Source organism: Streptomyces sp. RPA4-2 (genome assembly GCF_012273515.2).
GTDB lineage: Bacteria > Actinomycetota > Actinomycetes > Streptomycetales > Streptomycetaceae > Streptomyces > Streptomyces kaempferi.
Map to the genome: position 1 here is coordinate 4,667,795 of NZ_CP050975.2, position 21,638 is coordinate 4,689,432.

Here is a 21,638-nt window from a genome sequence, read left to right on the forward strand (position 1 = left end):
AGGGCCGTCGGGTCCGCCCGGGGGAATCGCGGTCAGTAGCCGGCGATGGGCCGGCGGTGGCAGATGGCGCGGACCCGCTCCTGCACACGTGCCTGTACGGCGGGGTCGAGCGCGTACGTGGTGTTGGACGTGTTCTCGGTGGTGGTCAGCACCTCGATGACGAGGTCGGCGACCTCCGCGACGTCGGCGGCGTCCAACCCGCGGGCGGCCATGCTGTTGCTGCCGAACCGCACGCCCGACGTCACCATGGCGGAGTGGGCGTCGCCGACGATCCGGTTCTTGTTGACGAGAACGCCGCACTGTTCGAGCGCCTTCTCGGCATTGACGCCGGTGATGCCGAACGACGTCAGGACGTCGGCCACGACGATGTGGTTGTCGGTGCCGCCGGAGATGACCCGGACGCCCCGGCCCATGAGCTGCTCGGCGAGGGCGGCCGCGAGGGAACGCACCCGGTGGATCGTCTCGGTGAAGGCCGGCGTGGTCGCCGCCCCCAGGGCGTAGGCCTTGGCCGCGATGCTGTTCACCACCGGCGCGCCCTGGATCAGCGGGAAGAGTCCGCTCTGCAGGGTCTGCCGGAGCGTCCGGCCGCTCGGGAGCACGGTGTCGGCCGAGTCGCCGAGCAGGATCAGGCCGCCGCGCGGACCGTAGAGCTGCTTGTGCGTGCAGGTGGTCACGACATGGGCGTGGGCCAGCGGCGACGGGTGCAGGCCGGCCACCACCAGGCCGGCGATGTGGGTGATGTCGGCGAGCAGGTACGCGCCCACCTCGTCGGCGATGGCACGGAACGCGGCCCAGTCGAGCGTGCGGGGGTAGGCGGTGGTCCCCGCGATGATCAGACGCGGCCGGTGCAGGTGGGCCTGCGCCCGGACCTCCTCGTAGTCGATCAGTCCGTCGGGCCCGAGGCCGTAGCTGTGCGCCTCGAAGATCCGGCCCGAGATGTTGACCGACGCACCGTGGCTGAGGTGGCCGCCGGCGTCCAGGTCGAGGCCCAGGATCGGGTCGCCGGGCTTCAGCAGCGAGTTCATGACCACCTGGTTGGCGGTGCTCGCCGAGTGGGGCTGGACGTTCGCGTAGCGGGCGCCGAAGGCCTGCTTGGCGCGCTCGACCGCGAGTTCCTCGACCTTGTCGACGTTCACGCAGCCGGCGTGGAACCTCCGGCCCGGGTACCCCTCGGCCGTGACGTTGGCGAAGAAGCTCCCCTCGGCGAGCAGCGCCGCGGGGGTCACCGGGCTGCACGAGGCGACCAGGGCGAGGGTCTCGTGCTGTCGGTGGAGCTCGTCGTCCAGCAGCCCGTACAGGGCCGGATCCCCGAGTTCCATGGCGTGCAGGGCGTTTTCGTAGAAGGACGACAGCGGAGCGGTCGGGGCGGTGAGCGTGGGCAGACCGACGGCCTGGGTCATGGAGTCGAATCCAAACTGTGAGAGTGGCGGTCGACAGGCGACAGGGGAGGGGTCGTTCAGAAGTTCGGCGTCGAGAGCATCGCCGCGACCTTGCGGTCCGGGTCCTCGAAGCCGCGCCGGCCGTGCATCACGCGCTTGTTGTCGATCATGACGATGTCGCCGGCCTCCCACTGGAGGTCGACCCGCACCTCCTCGGTGGCGTCGAGCGCGTCCCAGCGGCAGTGCTGCGGGATGGTCGATCCGTCCTCGAAGGACACGATCGCGCCGGAGCCCAGGTAGCTGTTGCACAGCGTGGGCGCGTCCACATAGCGCGCCTGCGGGACCGCGGAGACGGTCCACTTCCAATCGAGGTTCCCGGCGTCGTCGAAGTCGTACTCGAAGTCGTCGAACGTGGCGAACAGCGCCTCCAGCTCGGCGCGGTCGGCCGTGCCGAACACACGCTCCTGGTGTTCCGGGGCGGTCGGGAACGGAAGGCGCCAGGTCAGCCGGAGCTTGTCGAACAGGTCCCGGGTCTCCTTCGCGAGCCGCTTGTACGCCTCGACGCCGTCGTAGACCGTCGTCTCGCCGTCCTCGTCGGCCGGCCGCACGCAGTAGAACCACTGGAGGTCCGGGTGCAGCGGGCAGTAGCTCATCTCGGAGTGCGCCGGAATGGGATTCCGGTGTGCGTCGACGAGCAGCACCGCGCCGTCGTCGGAAATCGTCTCGCGGTTCGGATTCTGATGGAAGAAAAGCTTCGACGAAAACCTCTGCACGAGTTCGCGGAAATCGTCGGCAGTGGCCCCGAAACCGCGGAACATCAGCGTGCCGTGCTGCTTGAAGAGATCAGCGATCTCGGAGTGCGGGAGTTCGGCGAGAGGGAGATCTGCGCTCTCGATCACCAGACCGTGGTGATCGGAAAGGGGAGAGGTTTTGAAGGGGGTCGTCGTCATGAGATTCCTACGTTGGGAGGGGCCCTGACTTTCGATCACGACCATGACGCTAGACGGGCTCCAAGCCGGTGAGCAATATCGGGATCATGGACGGATCCGGTCAATGACGGGGCGGCGTAATTCCGTCCAGGGACTGTTCCGCGCACTGTCCCCTAAACAGGTGTCACGGCTTTCGGGGGCGTGTGTCCGCGGCGTACCGCCGTGAACATGGGAGGCCGGCTGGTACACGCGGTACCTCCCCGTTTCCGGCATGGAAGGCAATGCGGTGAAGGATGACCTCGGGCTCGACGCCATTCGCGGCCGGCTCGCAGAGATCTGGTGCGAGGCCCTCGCCATGGACCAGGTCGGGGACGACACGGACTTCTTCGTCGCCGGCGGCCGCTCCCTGCTCGCGGTCCAGGTCTGCGCGCGGGCGGCCGATGCCTTCGGGGTCGAGGTGAGAAGCAGCGACCTGGCCCTCGACGCCCTGTTCGGCTCCATGGTGGAGCGCGTCGGAGAATCTCTGCCCTCGACCACGGGGAGAGCACGTGCTGCTTGACGCACCTCAGGTGGTCCCGGTGCTCGGTCCGGCCGACTGCCACATCTGGTGGGCCGATCCGGCCACGGTCACCGACGACTGCGTGGCCCTGCTCGACGGGACCGAGCGGGAGCGGATCCCGCAGCAGCGCAGGACGGAGGACCGCCGGCGGTTCATCGCCGGCCGGGCCCTGCTGCGTACCGCCGCGGCGGGCTATCTCGGCCTTCCGCCGCGGCGACTGGAGGTGGTCGCCCGCTGCCCCGACTGCTCCAGGAACCACGGCAAGCCCGAACTCCCGGGCACCGGGCTCCAGGTGTCGGTGTCGCACTCGGGCACCCGGGTGGCGGTCGCCGTCACCCGGGCGGGTGCGGTCGGGATCGACGTGGAGGAGATCAGCACGTCGGTGTCGCCCGCGGAACTGCTCCCCCATGTCATCGGACCGGCCGAACCCCGCACCCCGGCCCACGCCACCGCGAGCGGCTTCCACCGGATGTGGACCCGGAAGGAGGCCGTGCTCAAGGCGACGGGCCAGGGACTGCGGGTGCCGTTGTCCGACGTCGGGGTGTCGGCTCCGGAGGAGGCCCCGAGGGTGCTGTTCCTGAGAGGTCCGTCGGCGGGGCCGGCCGAGGACTTCGTGCTGGCCGACCTGGAGGCGGGTGCGGGCTGTGCGGCGGCGGTCGCGGTGATCGGCGGCGGGCCGCTGGTCTTCACCGCCTACTCCCGGAGCCGTCCCTCGGCCGCTGCCTTCAGTCCGGGGCCGCCGCGGGCCGCGGAGACCGGGCGCTGAGCGGCCTCATGTCCGTCCACACCGGTCCGACGTGGTCGAGACACGGCCGCCGCTCGCCGCGGAACCCGTCCGCCACCCGGCCAGCCGGCGGCTCGCGGTCCGTCGGCCGGGCGAGCGGCCGGCCGGCCGCAACACGCCCTAGTACCGCGGTTCGTGATCGTGGGCCACGGGACGGGTGCGGTCGCCGTCGGACGTCATGTCTCCACCTGCTGTCGTGCTCGGAACTCGGGGTGCGCGGACGGAGAGCGCGACGTGGTCAGGGCGGCGCGGACCAGCTGGGCCTTGTTGTGCGCGCCCAGCTTGGAGCGGATGCGCTTCACGTACGTGTCGACCGTGTGCTGGCTGATGCCGATCCGCCGGGCCGCCTGGTCATGGGTGCAGCCCTCGACGAGATGCCTGAGCACCTCCCGCTCCCGCGGGGAGAGGGTGGCGACACCCTGTCGGGCGACGGTCCCGGCACCGGCCGCGGCCGGCCCCGGGCCGGCCACCCGCCGGATGGCGTCCACCAGCAGCAGGGGCGCGTCGTCGAACGGATGCGTCTCGCCCGCCCGGTCCGGGCTCGTGTCCCGGGCCGCGGCGGCCCTGTCGGCGGTCAGCAGGACCGTCCGGGCGGCGGGCACCCCGGCCGTCCCGCGGGCGGGCTCGGGCAGCTCGTCGAGCAGGCCCAGGTCCAGGACCAGACAGTCGACCGTGCCGGCCGGCACCGCGAAGGGGGTGCCCGTGGCGAACGCGACCTCGATGTCGGCCTCCGCGTCGAGCAGACAGCGGACGCCCAGCACGGCGAGCTGGTTCCGGATGAAGATCCCGGCACGAACCATGTCGACTCCCCGTCTGCGCTGGTTCCGGTCCACTCCGGCGGTACGAGGCCAATCTCCATGATCGGCGCACCGACCGGAAGACCACTCCGGTGGCCCGTTGGGGCCCTGGACACAAGGGGACATCCGGGTGCCGGCGCGGGCCGGCCGAGGACGGGGTACGGCGGGACGACCGGCCCACGACGGGACGGCCCGGGTACGGCGGCGAGACGCGGCCGCGTGCGGACACCGCCGGGCGCGCGGACTGCCGGCGGCCGTCCCGGGCGAAGGCAGGCGCCTCCGTCGCGGCAGACCGTCCGGCCGGAGGCGGGTGACTCGGGCACGGGCGGGTTGTTCGGCCGGAGGCCGGGAAGAGGGGCTGTCCGCGGCGCGGACGACGGTTCAGCGGTGCTCCGAGAGCCAGCCGTTCTGCACCGCTCGAACGCCCGCCTCGAACCGGCTGCGCGCTCCGAGCCGGGTCATCAGCTCGGAGGCCAGCCGCCGCGCGGTACGCGGCGACACCCCGAGCCGCTTGGCGATGGTCTCGTCCGTGTGCCCCTCGGCCAGCAGGATCACGACCATGGACTGCTGGTCGGTGAGCCCCTGGTCGTCGGCCCTGCTCTCCTCGTTCAGCGGCCGGGCGCCGTTCCAGACGCTGTCGAACAGCGCGCACAGCGCGGTCAGCGTGCCGTGGCCGGTCAGCACCACCGCGCCCTCGGCACTGTTGTTGCTGTTCACGGGCATGACGGCCGCCTTGCGGTCGACGACGATCATCCGGGTCGGCAGGGTCGGCACCGTACGCACCTCGCCGCCCAGCTTGGACAGCCAGCTCACGTACTGGAGGGTGTGCGGGCTGTTGCAGGCGCTGTTGAGGTAGACCGTCCGCATCCGGACACCGCGCTCCAGCAGCTCCCGGTTGAGCGGCTTCGCGGCCTCGATGTGCTCCGGCCGCTGGGGCCCGTCCGGGGCGAAGGTCATGACCTCCTCCCGCGTCTCCCGGGTGAGTGCCGCGAGCCGGTCGCGGATCTGGTCGATCCCGGTCAGGCGCTCGCTGTGCGGGCCTGCGTCGGCCGGCCGTGCCTCCGCGTACTCCGCGATCAGCCGGGCCGCGGCCGCCCGCGACTCCTCCAGCTGTTTCTGATGCGCCGCGAGCTCGGCCTGCTGGCGCGCCATCAGCACCTGGAGGCCGACCTCGGGCGATACGGGCCACAGCTCGCCCTCCCGGTCGTAGGAGGGTCTCAGCAAGGCCAGTTCGCTCAGCGTGTCCAGTCCGTGGCGGGCCTGCTCGGGAGTGAGTCCCAGTCGCTCGGCGAGATCCGCCACGCCGTCACGCGGCCGTGCCAGGAGACCTCGGTAGACGGCCTCGGCAATGGAATCGAGACCAAGCGACTTCAGCACGGCACATCTCCCCCCGGAGGTCTTGCTGTAAAGACACGTACATCATCACACGTGTGGCGCGGTTTCTACAGAAGGCCGCCTGGACTGTACCGGCCATTGCCGGAATGGGACTTCTGGTGCTCTTCTCCCGTGTTCGCCCTTTTGGGAAAATGCGAGGCGTGTATCTCGTTCACACCGAACTCCTTAACAGGAAGGCGGACTCGTGCATCCCCCAGAACCTCGCGGATCTCCTTCACGCCTTGGCGCACCCCGACGACGGCGTGGAGCATGTGGTCATCCACCCCCATCCGGGACATGGGGTGACGGTGGGCGTCTACCTGCTGGCTGACCACCTCCGGAGTGCGGAGGAGACAGCGGCGAGACTGTGCCGACGCGCGGTGGCCGAGATCGGACCACTGCCGGGATGGCAGGTCGGACGCTCCGAGGTACCGCTGCTGGCCCCGTACGGCCTCGACGGCCTCATCGACTGAGCCCTGCGATGCGGCCCGCTGACCTCTTCGGTCCAGGGCCCGTTCCGTCCACCAGAACTCTCTTCCGAAGGTCTTTCTGCTTGGCGAAGCTTTGTCGCACAGAAGGAACAACTCACCGACTTCGGAAGGGATTCCTACGTTGCTGCGCTTTCATCCCGCCCGCTGGGCCGCGATTCTCCTGACGGCCTTCGCTCTCCTGACCCCGGCGTTCGAAGTGTCCGGCAACACCACGGACTCCGTGGTCGCCGGCGCCCCTGCGCCGGACGACATGATCTGGGGCTGACACCGCCTCGACGCCGTGGCGTCGACCGGTGGCGCGGGATGCGGGTGCGCGAGGCGCCCTCTCCAGAATGTCGGACGGCACCGAGGTCATCGGGCTTCGGTGCGGTCTCGACCTTCACCCGCAGGAGCCACCGTGCACGGCGGCCCGACGCGGCACCGGCGGGGACGACCGGGCGACCGAATAACCGGGTGACCGGGTGACCGCGGCAGGATTTCGAGTCGTAGGTCAGAGCCACAGCAAAGTCCGGCGGTATCGCCGACTCCGCGCATCACGAGCGCGGGATATCCGGTCTCCTGACGAATATCGTCCCTACGATTGACCGCGTTCTCTGCGTTCTCCGCGTGCTCCGTTTCCCGGTTCCAGCTCCGCGCCGACAGGCGGCGATCCGCCTCTGTCCTGATCATCCGCATCCAGCACGCGGGCATCGGCTGAATGCGACTCCAGAACCCGTTCGTCGACGTCGGGACACCTCGCGGGCCGCCCCACCGACCGGGCTTCAGCGGCTGGCCGCGACAGCGGGCGGTGACCTTACTGGTGAGGACGGTAACCACTCACCTGTGCGGACCTCCGCACGACCGTGCGGGCATATGCGCCAGAATGGCGCGGTGACCCCAGCGACCCGACAGCCCGAGCCACCAGCCCCCCGCGCCTCCCGCACGGTCTCGACCGCGCTCGAACAAGGAGGTACCCCCATCGTCCCGCCCCGCCTGATCGCCACCGACCTCGACGGCACCCTGCTGCGCGACGACAAGTCGGTGTCCGAGCGCACGGTCGCCGCCCTCGCCGCCGCCGAGGAGGCCGGCATCGAGGTCTTCTTCGTCACCGGGCGCCCGGCGCGCTGGATGGACGTCGTCAGCGACCACGTGCACGGTCACGGCCTGGCGATCTGCGGCAACGGCGCCGCCGTGGTCGACCTGCACGGCGGCCCCGGTGCCCACCGGTTCGTCAAGGTGCGGGAGCTCGCGCGGGAGAACGCGCTCGACGCCGTACGGCTGGTACGGGAGGCCGCGCCGGGCGCGGTGTTCGCCGTGGAACAGACGTACGGCTTCTACCAGGAGCCCGCGTACCCCAAGCTGCACCTGGAGCTTCCGGACGCCCTCGGGCCCGCCGAGAAGCTGCTGGCACCTGACGCTCCCGGCGCCGGTGAGCCGGTGCTCAAGATCCTCGCCTTCCATCACGAGCTCGAACCCGACGCCTTCCTCACCGTGGCGCGCCGCGCGGTCGGCGGCCGTGCCACCGTCACCCGCTCCAGCCCCAGCGCGCTGTTGGAGATCAGCGGCCCGGACGTCTCCAAGGCCAGCACGCTCGCGCTGTGCTGCGCCGAGCGCGGTATCGCGCCGGAGGAGGTCGTCGCCTTCGGGGACATGCCGAACGACGTCGAGATGCTCACCTGGGCGGGCACGTCGTACGCGATGGGCAACGCCCACCCCGACGTGATCGCCGCGGCCTCCGGCCGTACGGTCGCCAACAACGAGGACGGGGTGGCGGTCGTCATCGAGCGGATCATCGCCGACCGGCTGTAACCCCGAGACGCAGAAACGATTCGAGCAGGCATCACTGTCTACCGGACCGCGATCCCGGGCCGGGCCGGGCCGGGCCGGGCCGGGCCGGGCCGGCCGCGGCACAGGACCGACGGCCCAGCCCGGTCGCGGGTACCGCGAAGTCCTGCCCGGTACGGCGGTGGGCCCAGCGCTCGCCGCCGCTGCCGAAGCCCGCGGAGATCGTTCACGTCGTACGCCCGGGGGGACACACACCCCCGGACGGCGTCCTTCTACAGCGAGCCGGCCCGCGGATCGTACGGCGCCTGCCACACCACCGTCGTACCGCCGCCGTCCTCGCCGAGTCCCGGGCCGTGCCGGCTCTCACCGCCCAGCGCCTCGGCCCGCCGCCTGAGATTCGTCAGACCGCTGCGCCGGCCGCGGTCGGGGATGCCGACACCGTCGTCCGCGACGCTCAGGCGCACCCCGCGCCGCCCGTCCCGCAGGGTGACGGCCGCGTCGACGACGACATCGATGCGGGAGGCCCCGGAATGCCGGAAGGCGTTGGACAGGGCCTCCCGCAGAGCGGCGATGAGGTTCTTGGCGGTCAGCTCGCCGACAGCCGTGTCCACGGGCCCGACGAAGCGGTGACCGGGCTTGAATCCGAGGGGCACAGCGGCCATGTTGATCTCGCGCAGTACGCGGGTCCGCAGTCCGGACGGGGTCTCGGCGGGGCCCTGTTGGAGCGCGAAGATGGCGGTACGGATCTCCTGGATGGTGACGTCGAGCTCGTCGACCGCCTTGCCGACGCCCTCCCGCACCTCGGGCACGCCCGAGCACCGCTGGGCGCTCTCCAGCATCATCCCGGTCGCGAAAAGCCGTTGGATGACGAGATCGTGCAGGTCACGGGCGATCCGATCGCGATCCTCGTAGACCGCGAGCCGCTCCCGGTCGCGCTGCGCCTCGGCCATCATCAGGGCGAGCGCGGCCTGCGCGGCGAATTGCTCGGCCAGGGTGTGCTCGGCCTCGGTGAACGGGCGGGCGCCCCGTCCCCGGGGAGTGACAAGGGCCCCCAGCAGGCGGCTCCCGCTCTGCAGGGGGAGCATCATCATCGGACCGTACTCGCGGCCGAATTCGGTGAGGACGCGCGGATCGGTGGCCGCGTCGGCGAGGAACACGGCCTTGCCGCCGAGGAGTTCGGCGACCAGCTCGCTCTCCGGGGGAATGACCACACCGAGCGCCCGGGACGGGCGGTCCTTCGCGACCGCGGTGATCTCCAGGCCGCCCTCGTCGGCGGGCAGCAGCACGATCCCGGCCGCCGCGCGGGAGAGCCGGCGCGCCTGCTCGGCGACGACCTGGAGCGCGTCCTCGGCGTCGCCGCCCGCCAGCAGCGCCGTGGTGACGGCCACCGAACCGTCGATCCAGCGCTCGCGCTGCTGGGCCGCCTCGTACAGCCGGGCGTTGCCGATCGCGATGCCCGCCTCCGCGGCCAGCACACGGACCATGTCGAGATCGCTGTCACCGAACGGGCCGCCGTCGCGTTTCTCGGCCAGATAGAGGTTCCCGAAGATCTCACCCTGTACGCGGATCGGAACCCCCAGGAAACTGCGCATCGGCGGGTGGTGATCGGGGAACCCGCACGAGCGCCCGTCCTCGTCCAGATGCGTGAGCCGTACCGGCCCCGGATCGTGGATGAGCGCCCCGAGCAGCCCTCGGTGCCCGTCGGGCAGCTGCCCGATCCGCTGGGCGGTCTCCGCGTCGATCCCGTGGTGGGCGAAGTCCACGAGCCCCTCGCCGCCCTCCTCGACGACCCCGATGGCCGCATAGCGCGCGTCCGTCAGCGCTGCCGCGGTCTCGCAGATCCGGTCCAGCGTCGCGTGCAGCTCCAGCTCCGCCCCGACCGCCCGCATCGCATCCAGGAGGCGCGGCACGTCCGGACCACCGTCCGGGTCGGGTGAGGCGGAAGCCTCGGAAGCCACTGACATGCCTTGAGCGTAGTTAGTCGCTTTTACTACCGAAAGTCGGGTACGGAGCCCACGGCGTCGCGCCTACCCACGGGTCCGGGGTCGGACCCGGCCGGACTCGTCACCGCTCCGGCGAGCAGGTCCCCCGCAGCCTCCCGCTCCACCATCTCCCGCAGCGGACCCTCCACCACGGACAACTCGGCGTACGCACCCCGCTGCGCCACCCGGCCGTGTGCCAGCACGATCACCTCGTCCACCGCTTCCAGCCCGGCCAGACGGTGGGTGATCAGCAACGTCGTACGGCCCTCGGTCGCGGCCAGCAGGTCCGCGGTGAGCGCGTCGGCCGTCGGCAGGTCGAGATGTTCCGCGGGCTCGTCCAGGACGAGGACGGGGAAGTCGGCGAGCAGCGCCCGGGCGAGTGCCAGCCGCTGGCGCTGACCGCCGGACAGCCGCGCTCCGTGCTCGCCGATCAGTGTGTCGAGTCCGTCGGGCAGATCGTCCGTCCACTCCAGGAGCCGGGCTCGGGCGAGCGCGTCGCGCAGCTCGGTCTCCGTGGCGGTCTTCCTGGCCAGCAGCAGGTTCTCCCGCACGCTGCTGTCGAAGAGGTGCGCGTCCTGGGCGCAGAGCCCGACCAGCCGGCGTACGTCGTCGCCGTCCATGCCGTATGCGTCGGTGCCGTCCAGCGTGTACGTCCCCGCCTCCGCGTCCAGGAAGCGCAGCAGCACCTGTGCCAGTGTGGTCTTGCCGGAGCCGGAGGGGCCCACGACGGCGATCCTGCGGCCCCGTTCGAGGGTCAGGTCGAGGCCGGCGAGCGCGTCCCGGTCCTGTCCGGGGTGACGGGCCGTGAGTCCGAGCACCCGCAGCGGGAAGGGCGAACCGGGCGCAGGGAGCGGCCGCTCGGGTTCGCGTACGGGGTCGGGGGCGTCCAGGATCTCGTACACGCGTCCCGCGCTCTCCCGCACCCGCTGCCGGTGCTGGACGGCGAGCGGCATCCCCAGAACGGCCTCGAACGCGGCCAGCGGGGTGAGGACGACCACGGCCATCGCCACGCCGCTCAGCCGCCCGCTCGCGACCGCCTGGGCGCCCACGAAAGCGGTCGTGGCGACGGTCAGGCCGGTGGCCAGTGCGGTGAGTCCGTCGCCGAGCGCGGTCGCGGTGGCGGACCGGGAGGCGATGCGGGTCAGCACGGTGTCGGCCCGCCGGGCCTCGGCGGTGCGGGCTGCCAGCGCGCCCGCGACCGTCAATTCGGCCGTGCCGGTGAGCAGATCGGTGACGCGGGTCGCCAGGATGCCGCGGGCGGGGGCCAGCCGCCGCTGCGCGCGGCGCGCGACGGCCCCGGTCACGAGCGGCACGCCGGCCCCGGCCGCCAGCAGTCCGGCCGCGAGGGCGGCTCCGGCCTCGGGCAGCAGCCATGCGGTGAAGCCGACGGAGGCGGTGGACACCAGGACCGCCGCCCCGGCGGGCAGCAGCCACCGCAGCCAGTAGTCCTGCAGCGCGTCCACGTCGGCGACGAGCCGCGAGAGCAGATCCCCCCGCCGGGTCGTGCGCAGTCCTGCCGGCGCGAGACGCTCCAGGCGCCGGTAGACGGCGACGCGGGTGTCGGCCAGCATCCGCAGCACCGCGTCGTGCGACACGAGCCGCTCGGCGTAGCGGAAGACGGCACGGCCGATCCCGAACGCCCGCGTGGCCGTCACCGCCAGCATCAGATACATGACCGGCGGCTGCTGGGACGCCCGCGAGATGAGCCATCCCGAGGTGGCCATCAGGCCGACGGCGCTGGCGAGCGCGAGACTGGCGAGCAGGAGCGCGAGCGCGAAGCGACCGCTGCGGGGACCGGCCATGGCACGAGTCCGGGCGAGGACGTCGCCGCGTCCCCTGGATACCGCGAGGGACTCTTCCGGGGCGACCGCGGGCACACCCTCCGGCTCGGCCGGACGGGGCCGCGTCGTGGTCCCGGCGGGTGCGGGACCGGCCGCCGTGGTCGGGGCCCCGGGCTCAAGCCGCACCACCCGGTCCGCCACCCCCAGCAGAGCGGGCCGGTGCACGACCAGCAGGACCGTCCGCCCGACGGCAAGCCTGCGCACCGCCGACACGACCTCCGCCTCCGTCGTGCCGTCGAGCGAGGCCGTCGGCTCGTCGAGAAGCAGCACCGGCCGGTCCGCGAGGAACGCCCGGGCCAGGGCCAGGCGTTGGCGCTGCCCGGCGGAGAGACCACTGCCGTCCTCGCCGAGCATCGTGCGGGCTCCGTCGGACAGCGCGTCCACGAACTCCAGCGCCCCCGCGTCGGCCAGCGCCCGCCGTACCGCCGCGTCGTCGGCGTCGGGGCGTGCCAGCCGCACGTTCTCCACGATCGAACCGGCGAAGAGGTGCGGCCGCTGCGGCACCCAGGCCACCCGTGAGCGCCACTCCGCCACATCACATCCCGCGAGATCGGCTCCCCCGACCCGCACCCGGCCCGCGGTGGGTTCCACGAACCCGAGCAGGACGTTCAGCAGGGTCGACTTGCCCACGCCGCTCGGTCCGACGAGTGCCACCGTCTCGCCCTGCGCGACCACGAAGGAGACATCGCGGACCGCGTCCCCGGAGCGTCCCGGATAGCGGACCGTCACCGCGTCGAAAGTGATCTCGCCTTCCGGCACGGGAAGCGAGCCGCCGGCCGGCAACGGGGTCTCCAGCACCGCGAAGATCTCCTCGGCCGCGGCGAGCCCCTCGGCGGCGGCGTGGTACTGCGCCCCCACCTGGCGCAGCGGCAGGTAGGCCTCGGGCGCGAGGACGAGGATGACGATCCCCACGTACAGATCCATGTCGCCGTGGACGAGCCGCATCCCGATGGTCACGGCGACCAGCGCGACCGAGATCGTGGCGAGCAGTTCCAGCGCGAAGGAGGACAGGAAGGCGATCTGCAGGGTCCGCATGGTCGCCTGGCGGTACTCGCCGGTGATCCGCCGGATCGACTCGGCCTGGGCCTTGGCCCTGCCGAAGACCTTGAGCGTGGGCAGTCCGGCGACCACGTCCAGGAAGTGCCCCGAAAGCCGTGACAGCAGCCGCCACTGACGGTCCATCCGCGCCCTCGTGGCCCATCCGATCAGGACCATGAAGACAGGGATGAGCGGAAGGGTGACGACGATGATCGCCGCCGACACCCAGTCTTCGGTGACGATCCGCGCGAGCACCGCCACGGGCACCACGATCGCGAGGCCCAACTGCGGGAGGTAGCGCGAGAAGTAGTCGTCGAGCGCGTCCACTCCCCGCGTGGCGAGGGCGACCAGCGACCCGGTGCGCTGTCCGCCCAGCCATCCGGGACCGAGTGCGGCGGCCCGCTCCAGCAGCCGTCCCCGCAGTTCCGACTTGACCGCCGCGCTTGCCCGGTGCGCGGCGAGTTCGGTGAGCCATGCGACGAGTGCCCGCCCCAAGGCGACCACGACCAGCAGGAGCAGGGGGGTGCGAAGCTCCGGAGCCGAGTGACCGTGCTGGAAGGCGCCGACCACGACTTCGGCGATGAGCATCGCCTGGGCAATGACCAGCGCCGCTCCGACCGCGCCCAGCCCCACGACCGTCAGCAGGAAGACGCGGGTGGCACGGGCGTACCGCAGCAGACGCGGATCGATTGGTTTCACGTGAAACACACCCTTGGCTCATCCGGCATGTTTCACGTGAAACATGCCGTTACGTCGGATTCAGTGCGAGATATCCGCGGCGATGTGATGTGTGCCGATCCGCTTGCGGAACACCCAGTAGGTCCAGCCCTGGTAGAGCAGGACGATCGGTGTGGCGATCCCGGCGCACCAGGTCATGATCTTCAGGGTGTACGGGCTCGACGAGGCGTTCGTGACCGTCAGGCTCCAGTCCTCATTGAGCGAGGACGGCATGACGTTCGGGAAGAGCGTCAGGAAGAGCATCGCGACGGCGGCCACGATGGTGAGCCCCGACAGGGCGAACGCCCAGCCCTCCCGCCCCGCGCGCGCCGCCACCAGGGCGGCGACCAGAGCGACCACGGCCACGATCATCGCGGTCAGGGACCTGCCGTCACCGTTGTCCACCTGGGTCCAGCTCAGGAAGACGAGCGCCAGCACCGCGGCGACCGGGCCGACCTGGAGTGAGAGCCCACGAGCCCGCTCCCTGATGTCCCCCACCGTCTTGAGCCCGACGAAGACGGTCCCGTGGAAGGTGAACAGTGACAGGGTGACCAGACCACCGAGGATCGCGTACGGGTTGAACAGGTCACCGAGAGTGCCCACGTACTCGAAGCTCTTGTCGATCTTCACTCCGTGGACGATGTTGCCGAAGGCCACGCCCCACAGGAACGCGGGGATCAGCGAGGTCCAGAAGATCGCCGTCTCCCAGTTGCGCTGCCAGTTCTCCTCGGGCCGCTTCGCGCGGTACTCGAAGGCGACACCGCGCACGATCAGACAGACCAGGATGAGCAGCAGCGGCAGATAGAAGCCGGAGAAGAGCGTGGCGTACCACTCGGGGAAGGCGGCGAAGGTCGCACCGCCCGCGGAGAGCAGCCACACCTCGTTGCCGTCCCAGACGGGGCCGATGGTGTTGATGAGGACGCGCTTCTCGGTGCGGTCACGGGCCAGCAGCCCGGTGAGGACGCCGACCCCGAAGTCGAAGCCCTCCAGGAAGAAGTAGCCGGTCCACAGGACCGCGATGAGGACGAACCAGACGTCGTGAAGTTCCATGACTCAGCAGCTCCCTGGGCCTAGTAGGAGAAGGCCATCGGCTTGTCGGCGTCATGGGAGTCGCCGCCGATCCTGGTGGGCGGGTTGAGGTCGGCCTCGGTGAGCTCGGGCGGCCCCTGCCTGACGTACTTGAGCATCAGCTTCACCTCGATGACGGCGAGGACCGCGTAGATGAGGGTGAACACGATCAGCGAGGTCAGCACCTCGCCCTGGGAGACTCCCGGCGACACCGCGTCCCTGGTCCTCAGCAGGCCGTAGACCACCCAGGGCTGACGCCCCGTCTCGGTGAAGATCCAGCCCCAGGAGATACCGATGAGCGGGAAGATCAGCGTCCACTGGGACAGCCGCCACCACCAGTCGCCCAGCCTCGGTGTCAGCTCCATGCTCTTGGTGAGCATGAGCTTCGGCACCTCCTCGTCCCCGGTGCGGTGTTCCGGCGCCAGCCAGAGCTTCCGCCTGGTCAGCCAGAGGCCGGCCGTGCACAGGGCCATCGAGACCCCTCCGAAGCCGATCATCCAGCGGTACGCCCAGTAGGCGGTGGGGATGTTGGGGCGGTAGTCGCCGGGTCCGAACTTCTCCTGCTCGGCCTTGTTGATGTCGTTGATGCCGGGGATCTTGGCGTTGAGGTCGTTCTTCGCGAGGAAGGAAAGGACTCCCGGTATCTCGATGGCGACCGTGTTGTGGCCCTTGGCGACATCGCCGTACGCGAAGAGCGAGAAGGGCGCGGGCTGCTGCGAGTCCCAGAGGGCCTCGGCCGCCGACATCTTCATCGGCTGTTGCTCGTACATCACCTTGCCGAGGGTGTCGGCGCTGACGACGGTGAGGAGCGTGCCGACGAGAGCGGTGACCAGACCGAGCCGCAGCGACATCCGCATGGTGCGGATGTGCCGCTTCTTGCGGAGGTGGAAGACCGCGATACCGGTCATGAAGGCGCCGCCGACCAGGATGGAGGCGCTGATGACGTGCCAGAAGTTGACGAGCGCCGTCTCCTGGAAGAGCACCCTGGGAAAGTCCGTGAGTTCGGCCCGCATCGAACCGTCCGCCTTCTTCACGAGCCGGTAGCCGACCGGATGCTGCATGAAGGAGTTGGCGGCCATGATGAAGTACGCCGACAGGACGGTGCCTATGGAGACCATCCAGATACAGGCGAGGTGGATCTTCTTCGGCAGCTTGTCCCAGCCGAAGATCCACAGCCCGATGAAGGTGGACTCGAAGAAGAAGGCGATCAGGGCCTCGAAGGCCAGCGGGGCACCGAAGACGTCGCCGACGAAGCGCGAGTAGTCCGACCAGTTCATGCCGAACTGGAACTCCTGCACGATGCCGGTGACGACACCCATGGCGATATTGATCAGGAACAGCTTGCCCCAGAACTTGGTCGCCCTGAGGTAGTGCTCCTTGCCCGTCCGCACCCAGGCGGTCTCCAGGATCGCCGTGAGAGCGGCGAGCGAGATCGTCAGAGGGACGAAGAGGAAGTGGTAGACGGTGGTGATGCCGAACTGCCATCGCGCCAGGGTCTCCGGCGCCAAAGCCAATTCCACGTCGTCAGTCTCCTAACGCCGCCTTGCTGCAGCGGCAGTCTGCCCCTTTTGTCACACGCATCACGGGGCAACCGGGACACGCTTGTGAACGCGTTCACATTCACAAGCAATTATGACGCATGGCTGTTCGAGACGGGACAGGTGGGGGGTCCCTAAACGAGAACCGACCGGCTCCCCCTGCGCGGGAGCCGGTCGGAACCTTGATCGGAGTGGACTAGAGCTCCTTGTGGAAGCCCTCGGTCACCTTCAGGAAGATGTCGTTCGCCTCGGTCTCGCCGATCGTCACGCGCACCCCTTCGCCGGCGAAGGGCCGCACGACGACCCCGGCCTGCTCACAGACGGCCGCGAAGTCGAGCGTGCGCTCCCCCAGCCTGAGCCAGACGAAGTTGGCCTGGGTCTCGGGCACCGTCCAGCCCTGGTCCCGGAGCGCCTCGACCACCCGGACCCGCTCGCACACCAGCGAGCCGACCCGGCCGAGCAACTCGTCCTCGGCGCGCAGCGAGGCGACCGCCGCGTCCTGGGCGAGCTGGCTCACGCCGAAGGGCACCGCCGTCTTGCGCAGTGCCGCCGCCACCGGCTCATGGGCGATCGCGAAGCCGACCCGGAGGCCCGCCAGCCCGTACGCCTTGGAGAAGGTGCGCAGCACACAGACATTCGGCCGGTCACGGTAGATCGCCACACCGTCCGGCACCTCGACGTCACGGATGAACTCGCGGTAGGCCTCGTCCAGGACCACCAGCACGTCACTGGGCACCCGGTCGAGGAACCGCTCCAGCTCGGCCCGGCGCACCACGGTGCCGGTCGGGTTGTTCGGGTTGCAGACGAAGATCAGCCGGGTCCTGTCGGTGATCGCGTCGGCCATGGCGTCCAGGTCGTGGACCTCGCCCGGTGTCAGCGGCACACGCACCGAGGTGGCTCCGCTGACCTGCGTGATGATCGGGTACGCCTCGAAGGACCGCCAGGCGTAGATGACCTCGTCGCCGGGACCGCAGGTCGCCTGCAGCAACTGCTGGGCGACCCCGACCGATCCGGTGCCGGTGGCCAGGTGCGCGAGAGGGACCGCGAAGCGTTCCGACAGCTCGTCCATCAGGCCCGTGCACGCCATGTCGGGGTAACGGTTGAACGAGGCCGCCGCCGCGGTCACGCTCTCAATGACGCCGGGGAGGGGCGGGTAGGGGTTCTCGTTCGAGGACAGCTTGTACGCCACCGCACCGGCCGCGGCGGGCTTGCCGGGCTTGTAGGTGGGGATACCCTCCAGCTCGGCACGCAGCTTGGGGCTCGTCTCGCTCACCGCAGTCCTCCTCGCGACCACCGCTGGTTCATGACCACCACCGGCTACCAATACTTCTCACCTTATGAGGATTCGGCGCCGCTGCGAATGGGCTGTGGACAACCTCGTACGACGTCACACGGGACGGCGGCACACGTACACCCCGGCGATCATCCTCGTACGCCCCGAAGACCACTCCGAGATGCCCCGATGTGAGCACCCACGGTGTGCGACGAGCGTCACACACACCTGGCGGTCATCTTCGTACGAAGGCGTACGAATTGGGGGGCGCGCTCTCCAGAGCCGCGCGCGCCGGTGGCTCACGCCGTGGCGCGCATCACCCGTGAAGGTGAGTTGAGACCTCTTCGAAACATGGCCCACTTGGCAGGCCCATGCGCGCCGACAAGTCACGTACCGCCATTGTATCGTTCAACTTCCTTTGTTTCCAAGGCACTTGAGCTGTTTTGATCATGCAGAAACGTGCCTGTCAACGCGTGCATATGCGTCCGCACTACCCCACCGCATGAGCCCTACTATCGGCTCGCCATGACAGCAGCAGGGAAGCACCAGGTGAGCCGGGCGGACACCACCCGCCGAGGCGGTCGACCGGGCCGGGCGGGTATCAGAGACGTGGCCGCGGCCGCAGGGGTCTCGATCACGACCGTGTCCGATGCCCTCAACGGCAAGGGCCGGCTCCCGGACGCCACCCGACGCCACGTCCGCGAAGTCGCCGACCGACTGGGATATCGCCCATCGGCCGCGGCCCGAACCCTCCGTACCGGAAAGTCAGGCCTCATCGGCCTGACGGTGACGACATACGGGGATGAACCTTTCACCTTCACAGAGTTCGCGTACTTCGCGGAGATGGCCAGAGCCGCCACCTCGGCCGCACTCGCCCGGGGCTACGCCCTGGTCATCCTCCCGGCGACCTCCCGCCACGACGTGTGGTCGAACGTCGCCCTGGACGGAACCGTGGTCATCGACCCCTCCGACCAGGACCCGGTCGTCAGTGAGCTCGTCCGCCAGGGCCTACCGGTCGTCTCCGACGGCCGCCCGGCGGGCACGCTCCCGGTCACCGCCTGGGTGGACAACGACCACGAGGCCGCGGTCCTCGGCATCCTCGACCATCTCGCGGACGCCGGCGCCCGCCGGATCGGCCTCCTGACCGGCACCTCCACGGACACCTACACCCACCTCTCCACCACCGCCTATCTGCGCTGGTGCGAGCGGGTCGGACAGGATCCGGTGTACGAGGCCTACCCCGCCCACGACCCGTGTGCGGGCGCCGTCGCGGCGGACCGCTTACTGGCCCGTCCCGACCGGCCCGACGCCGTCTACGGCCTCTTCGACCCGAACGGCACCGACCTGCTGGCCGCGGCCCGGCGCTACGGCCTGCGTGTACCGGACGACCTGCTGCTGGTCTGCTGCAGCGAGTCCACCGTCTACGCCAGCACCGAACCGCCCATCACCACGCTCTCGCTCAAACCGCGCCGGATCGGCACCGCCGTGGTCCAGCTCCTCATCGACGCCATCGAAGGGGTCGACTCGGACCAACCGGTCGAGCAGGTGATACCGACGGAACTGATCGTGCGGACGTCCTCCGAGCGGCGGTCGCCCCGCACGACGGTCAGCCCACCCCGGTCGCCCGAACAGGGGTGAGCCCGGCGCCGGCGCGAGAAGTCGAGTCCGGCGTCGGCACGCGGGGGTAACCCGGCGTCCGCCGGGGTTGACGCCCGGTGGACGCGCCACGGGGCGTCCACCTGCGAAAGCCCTGCCCAATTCGGGCGAAAACCGTGGCGAACAGGGCTCGTGCTCCGATTCACCACCCCTGGGTCATCACATGGCGCGATCCGCATTCCTATGATGGGCCCACGACACCGCGGGCCGCTGCGACCAGGCAGTCCGATCCGGTGCAGATGCGGCGCGATGGTGGTGGAGGGGTCGATGACTCAGGGGGCCGGTCAGGGACCCGAGGTGCTGCGGACGGAGACGTTGCGCGACTTCCGGGTGCCCGCGTACGTCCACGAGACCGGTCCGTACGTGCCGAGCACGCCTCCGGGCGAGCCCCTCGGCGCGGTCGACGGACTCGCCGAGGAACCCGACGGCTACACGCCGACACAGCGCGACCTGCCCATCATCAACCGGGGTGACACGGTTCAGGCCGCCGTCGGCCCCGAGGCCGGCCCGGCTCCGCAGCCGGCCGAGGGCCCGGGGCCGCTGTACGTCGTCGGCGATGTGCACGGCTATATCGACCAGCTGATCGCCGCGCTCCAGGAGCAGGACCTCGTCGACGCCGCGGGCAACTGGTCCGCCGGGACCGCCCGCCTGTGGTTCCTCGGCGACTTCACCGACCGCGGCCCGGACGGCATCGGTGTGATCGACCTCGTGATGCGGCTGTCCGCCGAGGCAGCGGCGGTCGGCGGCTACTGCAAGGCGCTGATGGGCAACCACGAGCTGCTGCTGCTCGGCGCCAAGCGATTCGGCGACACGCCGGTGAACTCCGGCGCGGGCACGGCCACCTTCCAGGCCGCCTGGCTGCTCAACGGCGGCCAGAAGACCGACATGGACCGGCTCCAGGACCATCACCTGCAGTGGATGGCCCGCCTCGACGCCATGGAGGAGGTCGACGGGCACCTCCTGATGCACTCCGACACCACCGCCTATCTCGACTACGGCGACTCCATCGAAGCGGTCAACGACACCATCCGCGAAACCCTCACCCGCAACGACGCCGACGAGTGCTGGGACCTCTTCCGCAAGTTGACCAGGCGCTTCGCCTTCCGCGACGACGGCGGCGCCGAAGCCGTGCTCTCCCTGCTGGACACCTACGGCGGCACCCGGATCGTCCATGGGCACAGCCCCATTCCGTACCTGCTGGGCGAGGTCGGCTCGGAGGAGGGCGAGAACAGCCCGAGCCCCGTGGTCGAAGAACCCCATCTTTACGCCGACGGACTGGCCATCGCGATGGACGGCGGCGTGACCATGGCCGGAAAGCTGCTGGTCCAGCAGCTGCCCCTGGGTAGCTGAGCGCTCACCGGGCAGGCGTCCGCCACAAAGGACCACGCCGGCCAGGGGGCAATTTCTTGAAACCCCCTGTCACGGCGTGCCGTCACCGCTCTACCATCGGCTTATCCGTAGCAGGCTCCCCTCCGTTTCTGCCCAACGGCTCGTCAGCGTGCGAGCCATCAGCCCTACGGAGCATCGGGGGATGCAGATGAACAGCGTTCCGCAGCACCTGCTGAGTGAGGACCGCCAGGAATACGAGCGGATCCTCGATGAGGCGCTGCGCTCCGCCCCGTACCGCCCGGAACTCGCCGCTGTCGGCCGGCGGCTCAACCCCGAGCAACTGCGCACCATGGCGCTCAACGCCACCGCACTCATCACGGCGGCCGCGACGACCGAGTACGCGCACTACGTGAAGGTCCGCGAGGAACTGCGCCATCCGGCGCCGTCCACCCCAGCCGTCAGCGAGGAGATCGGCTCCACGGAGCCGGGCGTCGCCGCGGTGGGGCTCGCCACCACCATGGGAGAGGTCACCGAGACCGCCGGAGCCGGTGCCATCGCGGTCATCGCGGTGCTCGCTCCCGTTCTCGCCGGAACAGCCGCGGTGATCTTCCTGCTCGTCGGCTACCTGCTGAAGGTACTCGATCCCGAACAGACGTTCGCACAGACTCTCCTGACCACCGGGTGGGTCTTCGGCGCGGTCACGGCGGCCGCGATATTGGTCGCCGCGGTCGGGCTGCTGCTGACCGCACTGCGCAACGGCTCGTCCTCACTCCAGGCAGGAGCGCACGGCGAGCTCGACGAGGAGGTGGACCGGGCCAGGGAAGCCTGGCGGGATGCCCTGCTGGAGCGCGGCATCATGCCGTTCCTCCGGCACGCCCTCGCCGATCCCGGCGCGGCGGCACTCGACCGTCCGTCACCGACGCCCACCACCGGCCGCATGCCGCATCTCGGTTACAACCGGCCGGGGTTCAGCAGCCCCGACGGTGGGCCCGCGGCGGGCCCCCGGCCGAGCTTCTCCAGCCCGGACTTCACGAGCCCTGACTTCGGGGGGCCCGAGCACCAGCCGGAGTGACCCCGGCGGGCCGACACCGGGGGTGGCAGGAGGAACCGGGCCCGCGC

The 21,638-nt window shown here is 70.4% G+C and carries 17 protein-coding genes; 8 read left to right on the forward strand and 9 right to left on the reverse strand.

Annotation, left to right across the window (positions count from 1 at the left end; genetic code table 11):
• Window positions 1-32: 32 nt before the first annotated feature.
• Both glyA and HEP85_RS20350 read right to left on the reverse strand, forming a co-directional pair.
• A complete protein-coding gene (glyA, locus tag HEP85_RS20345) occupies window positions 33-1,400 on the reverse strand; it encodes a serine hydroxymethyltransferase (RefSeq protein WP_356011495.1) in 1,368 nt (455 codons plus the stop codon).
• Between the two features lie 56 nt (window positions 1,401-1,456).
• Window positions 1,457-2,329, reverse strand: a complete 873-nt coding sequence (locus HEP85_RS20350; protein ID WP_168528995.1) for a TauD/TfdA family dioxygenase — start codon at window positions 2,327-2,329, stop codon at window positions 1,457-1,459.
• Window positions 2,330-2,594: 265 nt separating this feature from the next.
• Between HEP85_RS20350 and HEP85_RS20355 the strand changes: the two genes are divergently transcribed.
• Together HEP85_RS20355 and HEP85_RS20360 are read left to right on the forward strand one after the other, a co-directional pair.
• Window positions 2,595-2,867 (forward strand): phosphopantetheine-binding protein, encoded by a 273-nt coding sequence (locus HEP85_RS20355; RefSeq protein ID WP_168528996.1) that lies wholly within the window; start codon window positions 2,595-2,597, stop codon window positions 2,865-2,867.
• On the forward strand, window positions 2,857-3,633 hold the full coding sequence (locus HEP85_RS20360; protein ID WP_168528997.1) for a 4'-phosphopantetheinyl transferase superfamily protein: 777 nt from the start codon (window positions 2,857-2,859) through the stop codon (window positions 3,631-3,633). Before HEP85_RS20355 ends, HEP85_RS20360 begins: the two co-directional genes overlap by 11 nt.
• Window positions 3,634-3,827: 194 nt before the next feature.
• Here the strand turns inward: HEP85_RS20360 and HEP85_RS20365 are convergent, their stop codons facing one another.
• Together HEP85_RS20365 and HEP85_RS20370 are read right to left on the reverse strand one after the other, a co-directional pair.
• Entirely contained in the window at window positions 3,828-4,451 is a 624-nt protein-coding gene (locus tag HEP85_RS20365) for a helix-turn-helix transcriptional regulator (RefSeq protein WP_329288977.1), read from the reverse strand.
• Between the two features lie 378 nt (window positions 4,452-4,829).
• Window positions 4,830-5,825 carry a LuxR C-terminal-related transcriptional regulator gene (locus HEP85_RS20370; RefSeq protein ID WP_168529000.1) on the reverse strand — a complete coding sequence of 332 codons (996 nt, stop codon included), beginning with the start codon at window positions 5,823-5,825 and terminating at the stop codon, window positions 4,830-4,832.
• Between the two features lie 239 nt (window positions 5,826-6,064).
• Between HEP85_RS20370 and HEP85_RS20375 the strand changes: the two genes are divergently transcribed.
• The 3 genes from HEP85_RS20375 (at window position 6,065) to HEP85_RS20385 (ending at window position 8,101) form a co-directional block, all read left to right on the forward strand.
• Complete coding sequence (locus HEP85_RS20375; RefSeq protein ID WP_168529001.1) at window positions 6,065-6,295, forward strand: hypothetical protein; 231 nt, start codon at window positions 6,065-6,067, stop codon at window positions 6,293-6,295.
• A 139-nt stretch (window positions 6,296-6,434) separates the two neighbouring features.
• Window positions 6,435-6,578 (forward strand): hypothetical protein, encoded by a 144-nt coding sequence (locus tag HEP85_RS20380; protein ID WP_168529002.1) that lies wholly within the window; start codon window positions 6,435-6,437, stop codon window positions 6,576-6,578.
• A gap of 587 nt (window positions 6,579-7,165) precedes the next feature.
• Window positions 7,166-8,101, forward strand: coding sequence for an HAD hydrolase family protein (locus HEP85_RS20385; RefSeq protein WP_211118034.1), 936 nt, complete (start codon window positions 7,166-7,168; stop codon window positions 8,099-8,101).
• A 248-nt stretch (window positions 8,102-8,349) separates the two neighbouring features.
• On the opposite strand, the gene HEP85_RS20390 is transcribed toward HEP85_RS20385, so the two are convergent.
• The 5 genes from HEP85_RS20390 to hisC all read right to left on the reverse strand — a co-directional run bounded on the left by HEP85_RS20390 (window position 8,350) and on the right by hisC (window position 17,534).
• Window positions 8,350-10,041 carry a GAF domain-containing sensor histidine kinase gene (locus tag HEP85_RS20390; RefSeq protein WP_369657781.1) on the reverse strand — a complete coding sequence of 564 codons (1,692 nt, stop codon included), beginning with the start codon at window positions 10,039-10,041 and terminating at the stop codon, window positions 8,350-8,352.
• 26 nt (window positions 10,042-10,067) lie between these two features.
• A complete protein-coding gene (gene cydD / locus HEP85_RS20395; RefSeq protein WP_369657782.1) occupies window positions 10,068-13,637 on the reverse strand; it encodes a thiol reductant ABC exporter subunit CydD in 3,570 nt (1,189 codons plus the stop codon).
• 60 nt (window positions 13,638-13,697) lie between these two features.
• Window positions 13,698-14,705, reverse strand: a complete 1,008-nt coding sequence (cydB, locus tag HEP85_RS20400) for a cytochrome d ubiquinol oxidase subunit II (protein ID WP_168529004.1) — start codon at window positions 14,703-14,705, stop codon at window positions 13,698-13,700.
• A gap of 20 nt (window positions 14,706-14,725) precedes the next feature.
• Window positions 14,726-16,243, reverse strand: coding sequence for a cytochrome ubiquinol oxidase subunit I (locus HEP85_RS20405; RefSeq protein WP_168529005.1), 1,518 nt, complete (start codon window positions 16,241-16,243; stop codon window positions 14,726-14,728).
• Window positions 16,244-16,457: 214 nt separating this feature from the next.
• Window positions 16,458-17,534 (reverse strand): histidinol-phosphate transaminase, encoded by a 1,077-nt coding sequence (hisC, locus tag HEP85_RS20410; RefSeq protein WP_168529006.1) that lies wholly within the window; start codon window positions 17,532-17,534, stop codon window positions 16,458-16,460.
• Window positions 17,535-18,059: 525 nt separating this feature from the next.
• Between hisC and HEP85_RS20415 the strand changes: the two genes are divergently transcribed.
• The 3 genes from HEP85_RS20415 (at window position 18,060) to HEP85_RS20425 (ending at window position 21,591) form a co-directional block, all read left to right on the forward strand.
• Window positions 18,060-19,172, forward strand: coding sequence for a LacI family DNA-binding transcriptional regulator (locus HEP85_RS20415; protein WP_168529007.1), 1,113 nt, complete (start codon window positions 18,060-18,062; stop codon window positions 19,170-19,172).
• Between the two features lie 285 nt (window positions 19,173-19,457).
• Entirely contained in the window at window positions 19,458-20,540 is a 1,083-nt protein-coding gene (locus HEP85_RS20420) for a metallophosphoesterase (protein ID WP_329288990.1), read from the forward strand.
• 181 nt (window positions 20,541-20,721) lie between these two features.
• On the forward strand, window positions 20,722-21,591 hold the full coding sequence (locus HEP85_RS20425) for a hypothetical protein (RefSeq protein WP_168529008.1): 870 nt from the start codon (window positions 20,722-20,724) through the stop codon (window positions 21,589-21,591).
• The last annotated feature ends 47 nt before the right edge of the window (window positions 21,592-21,638 follow it).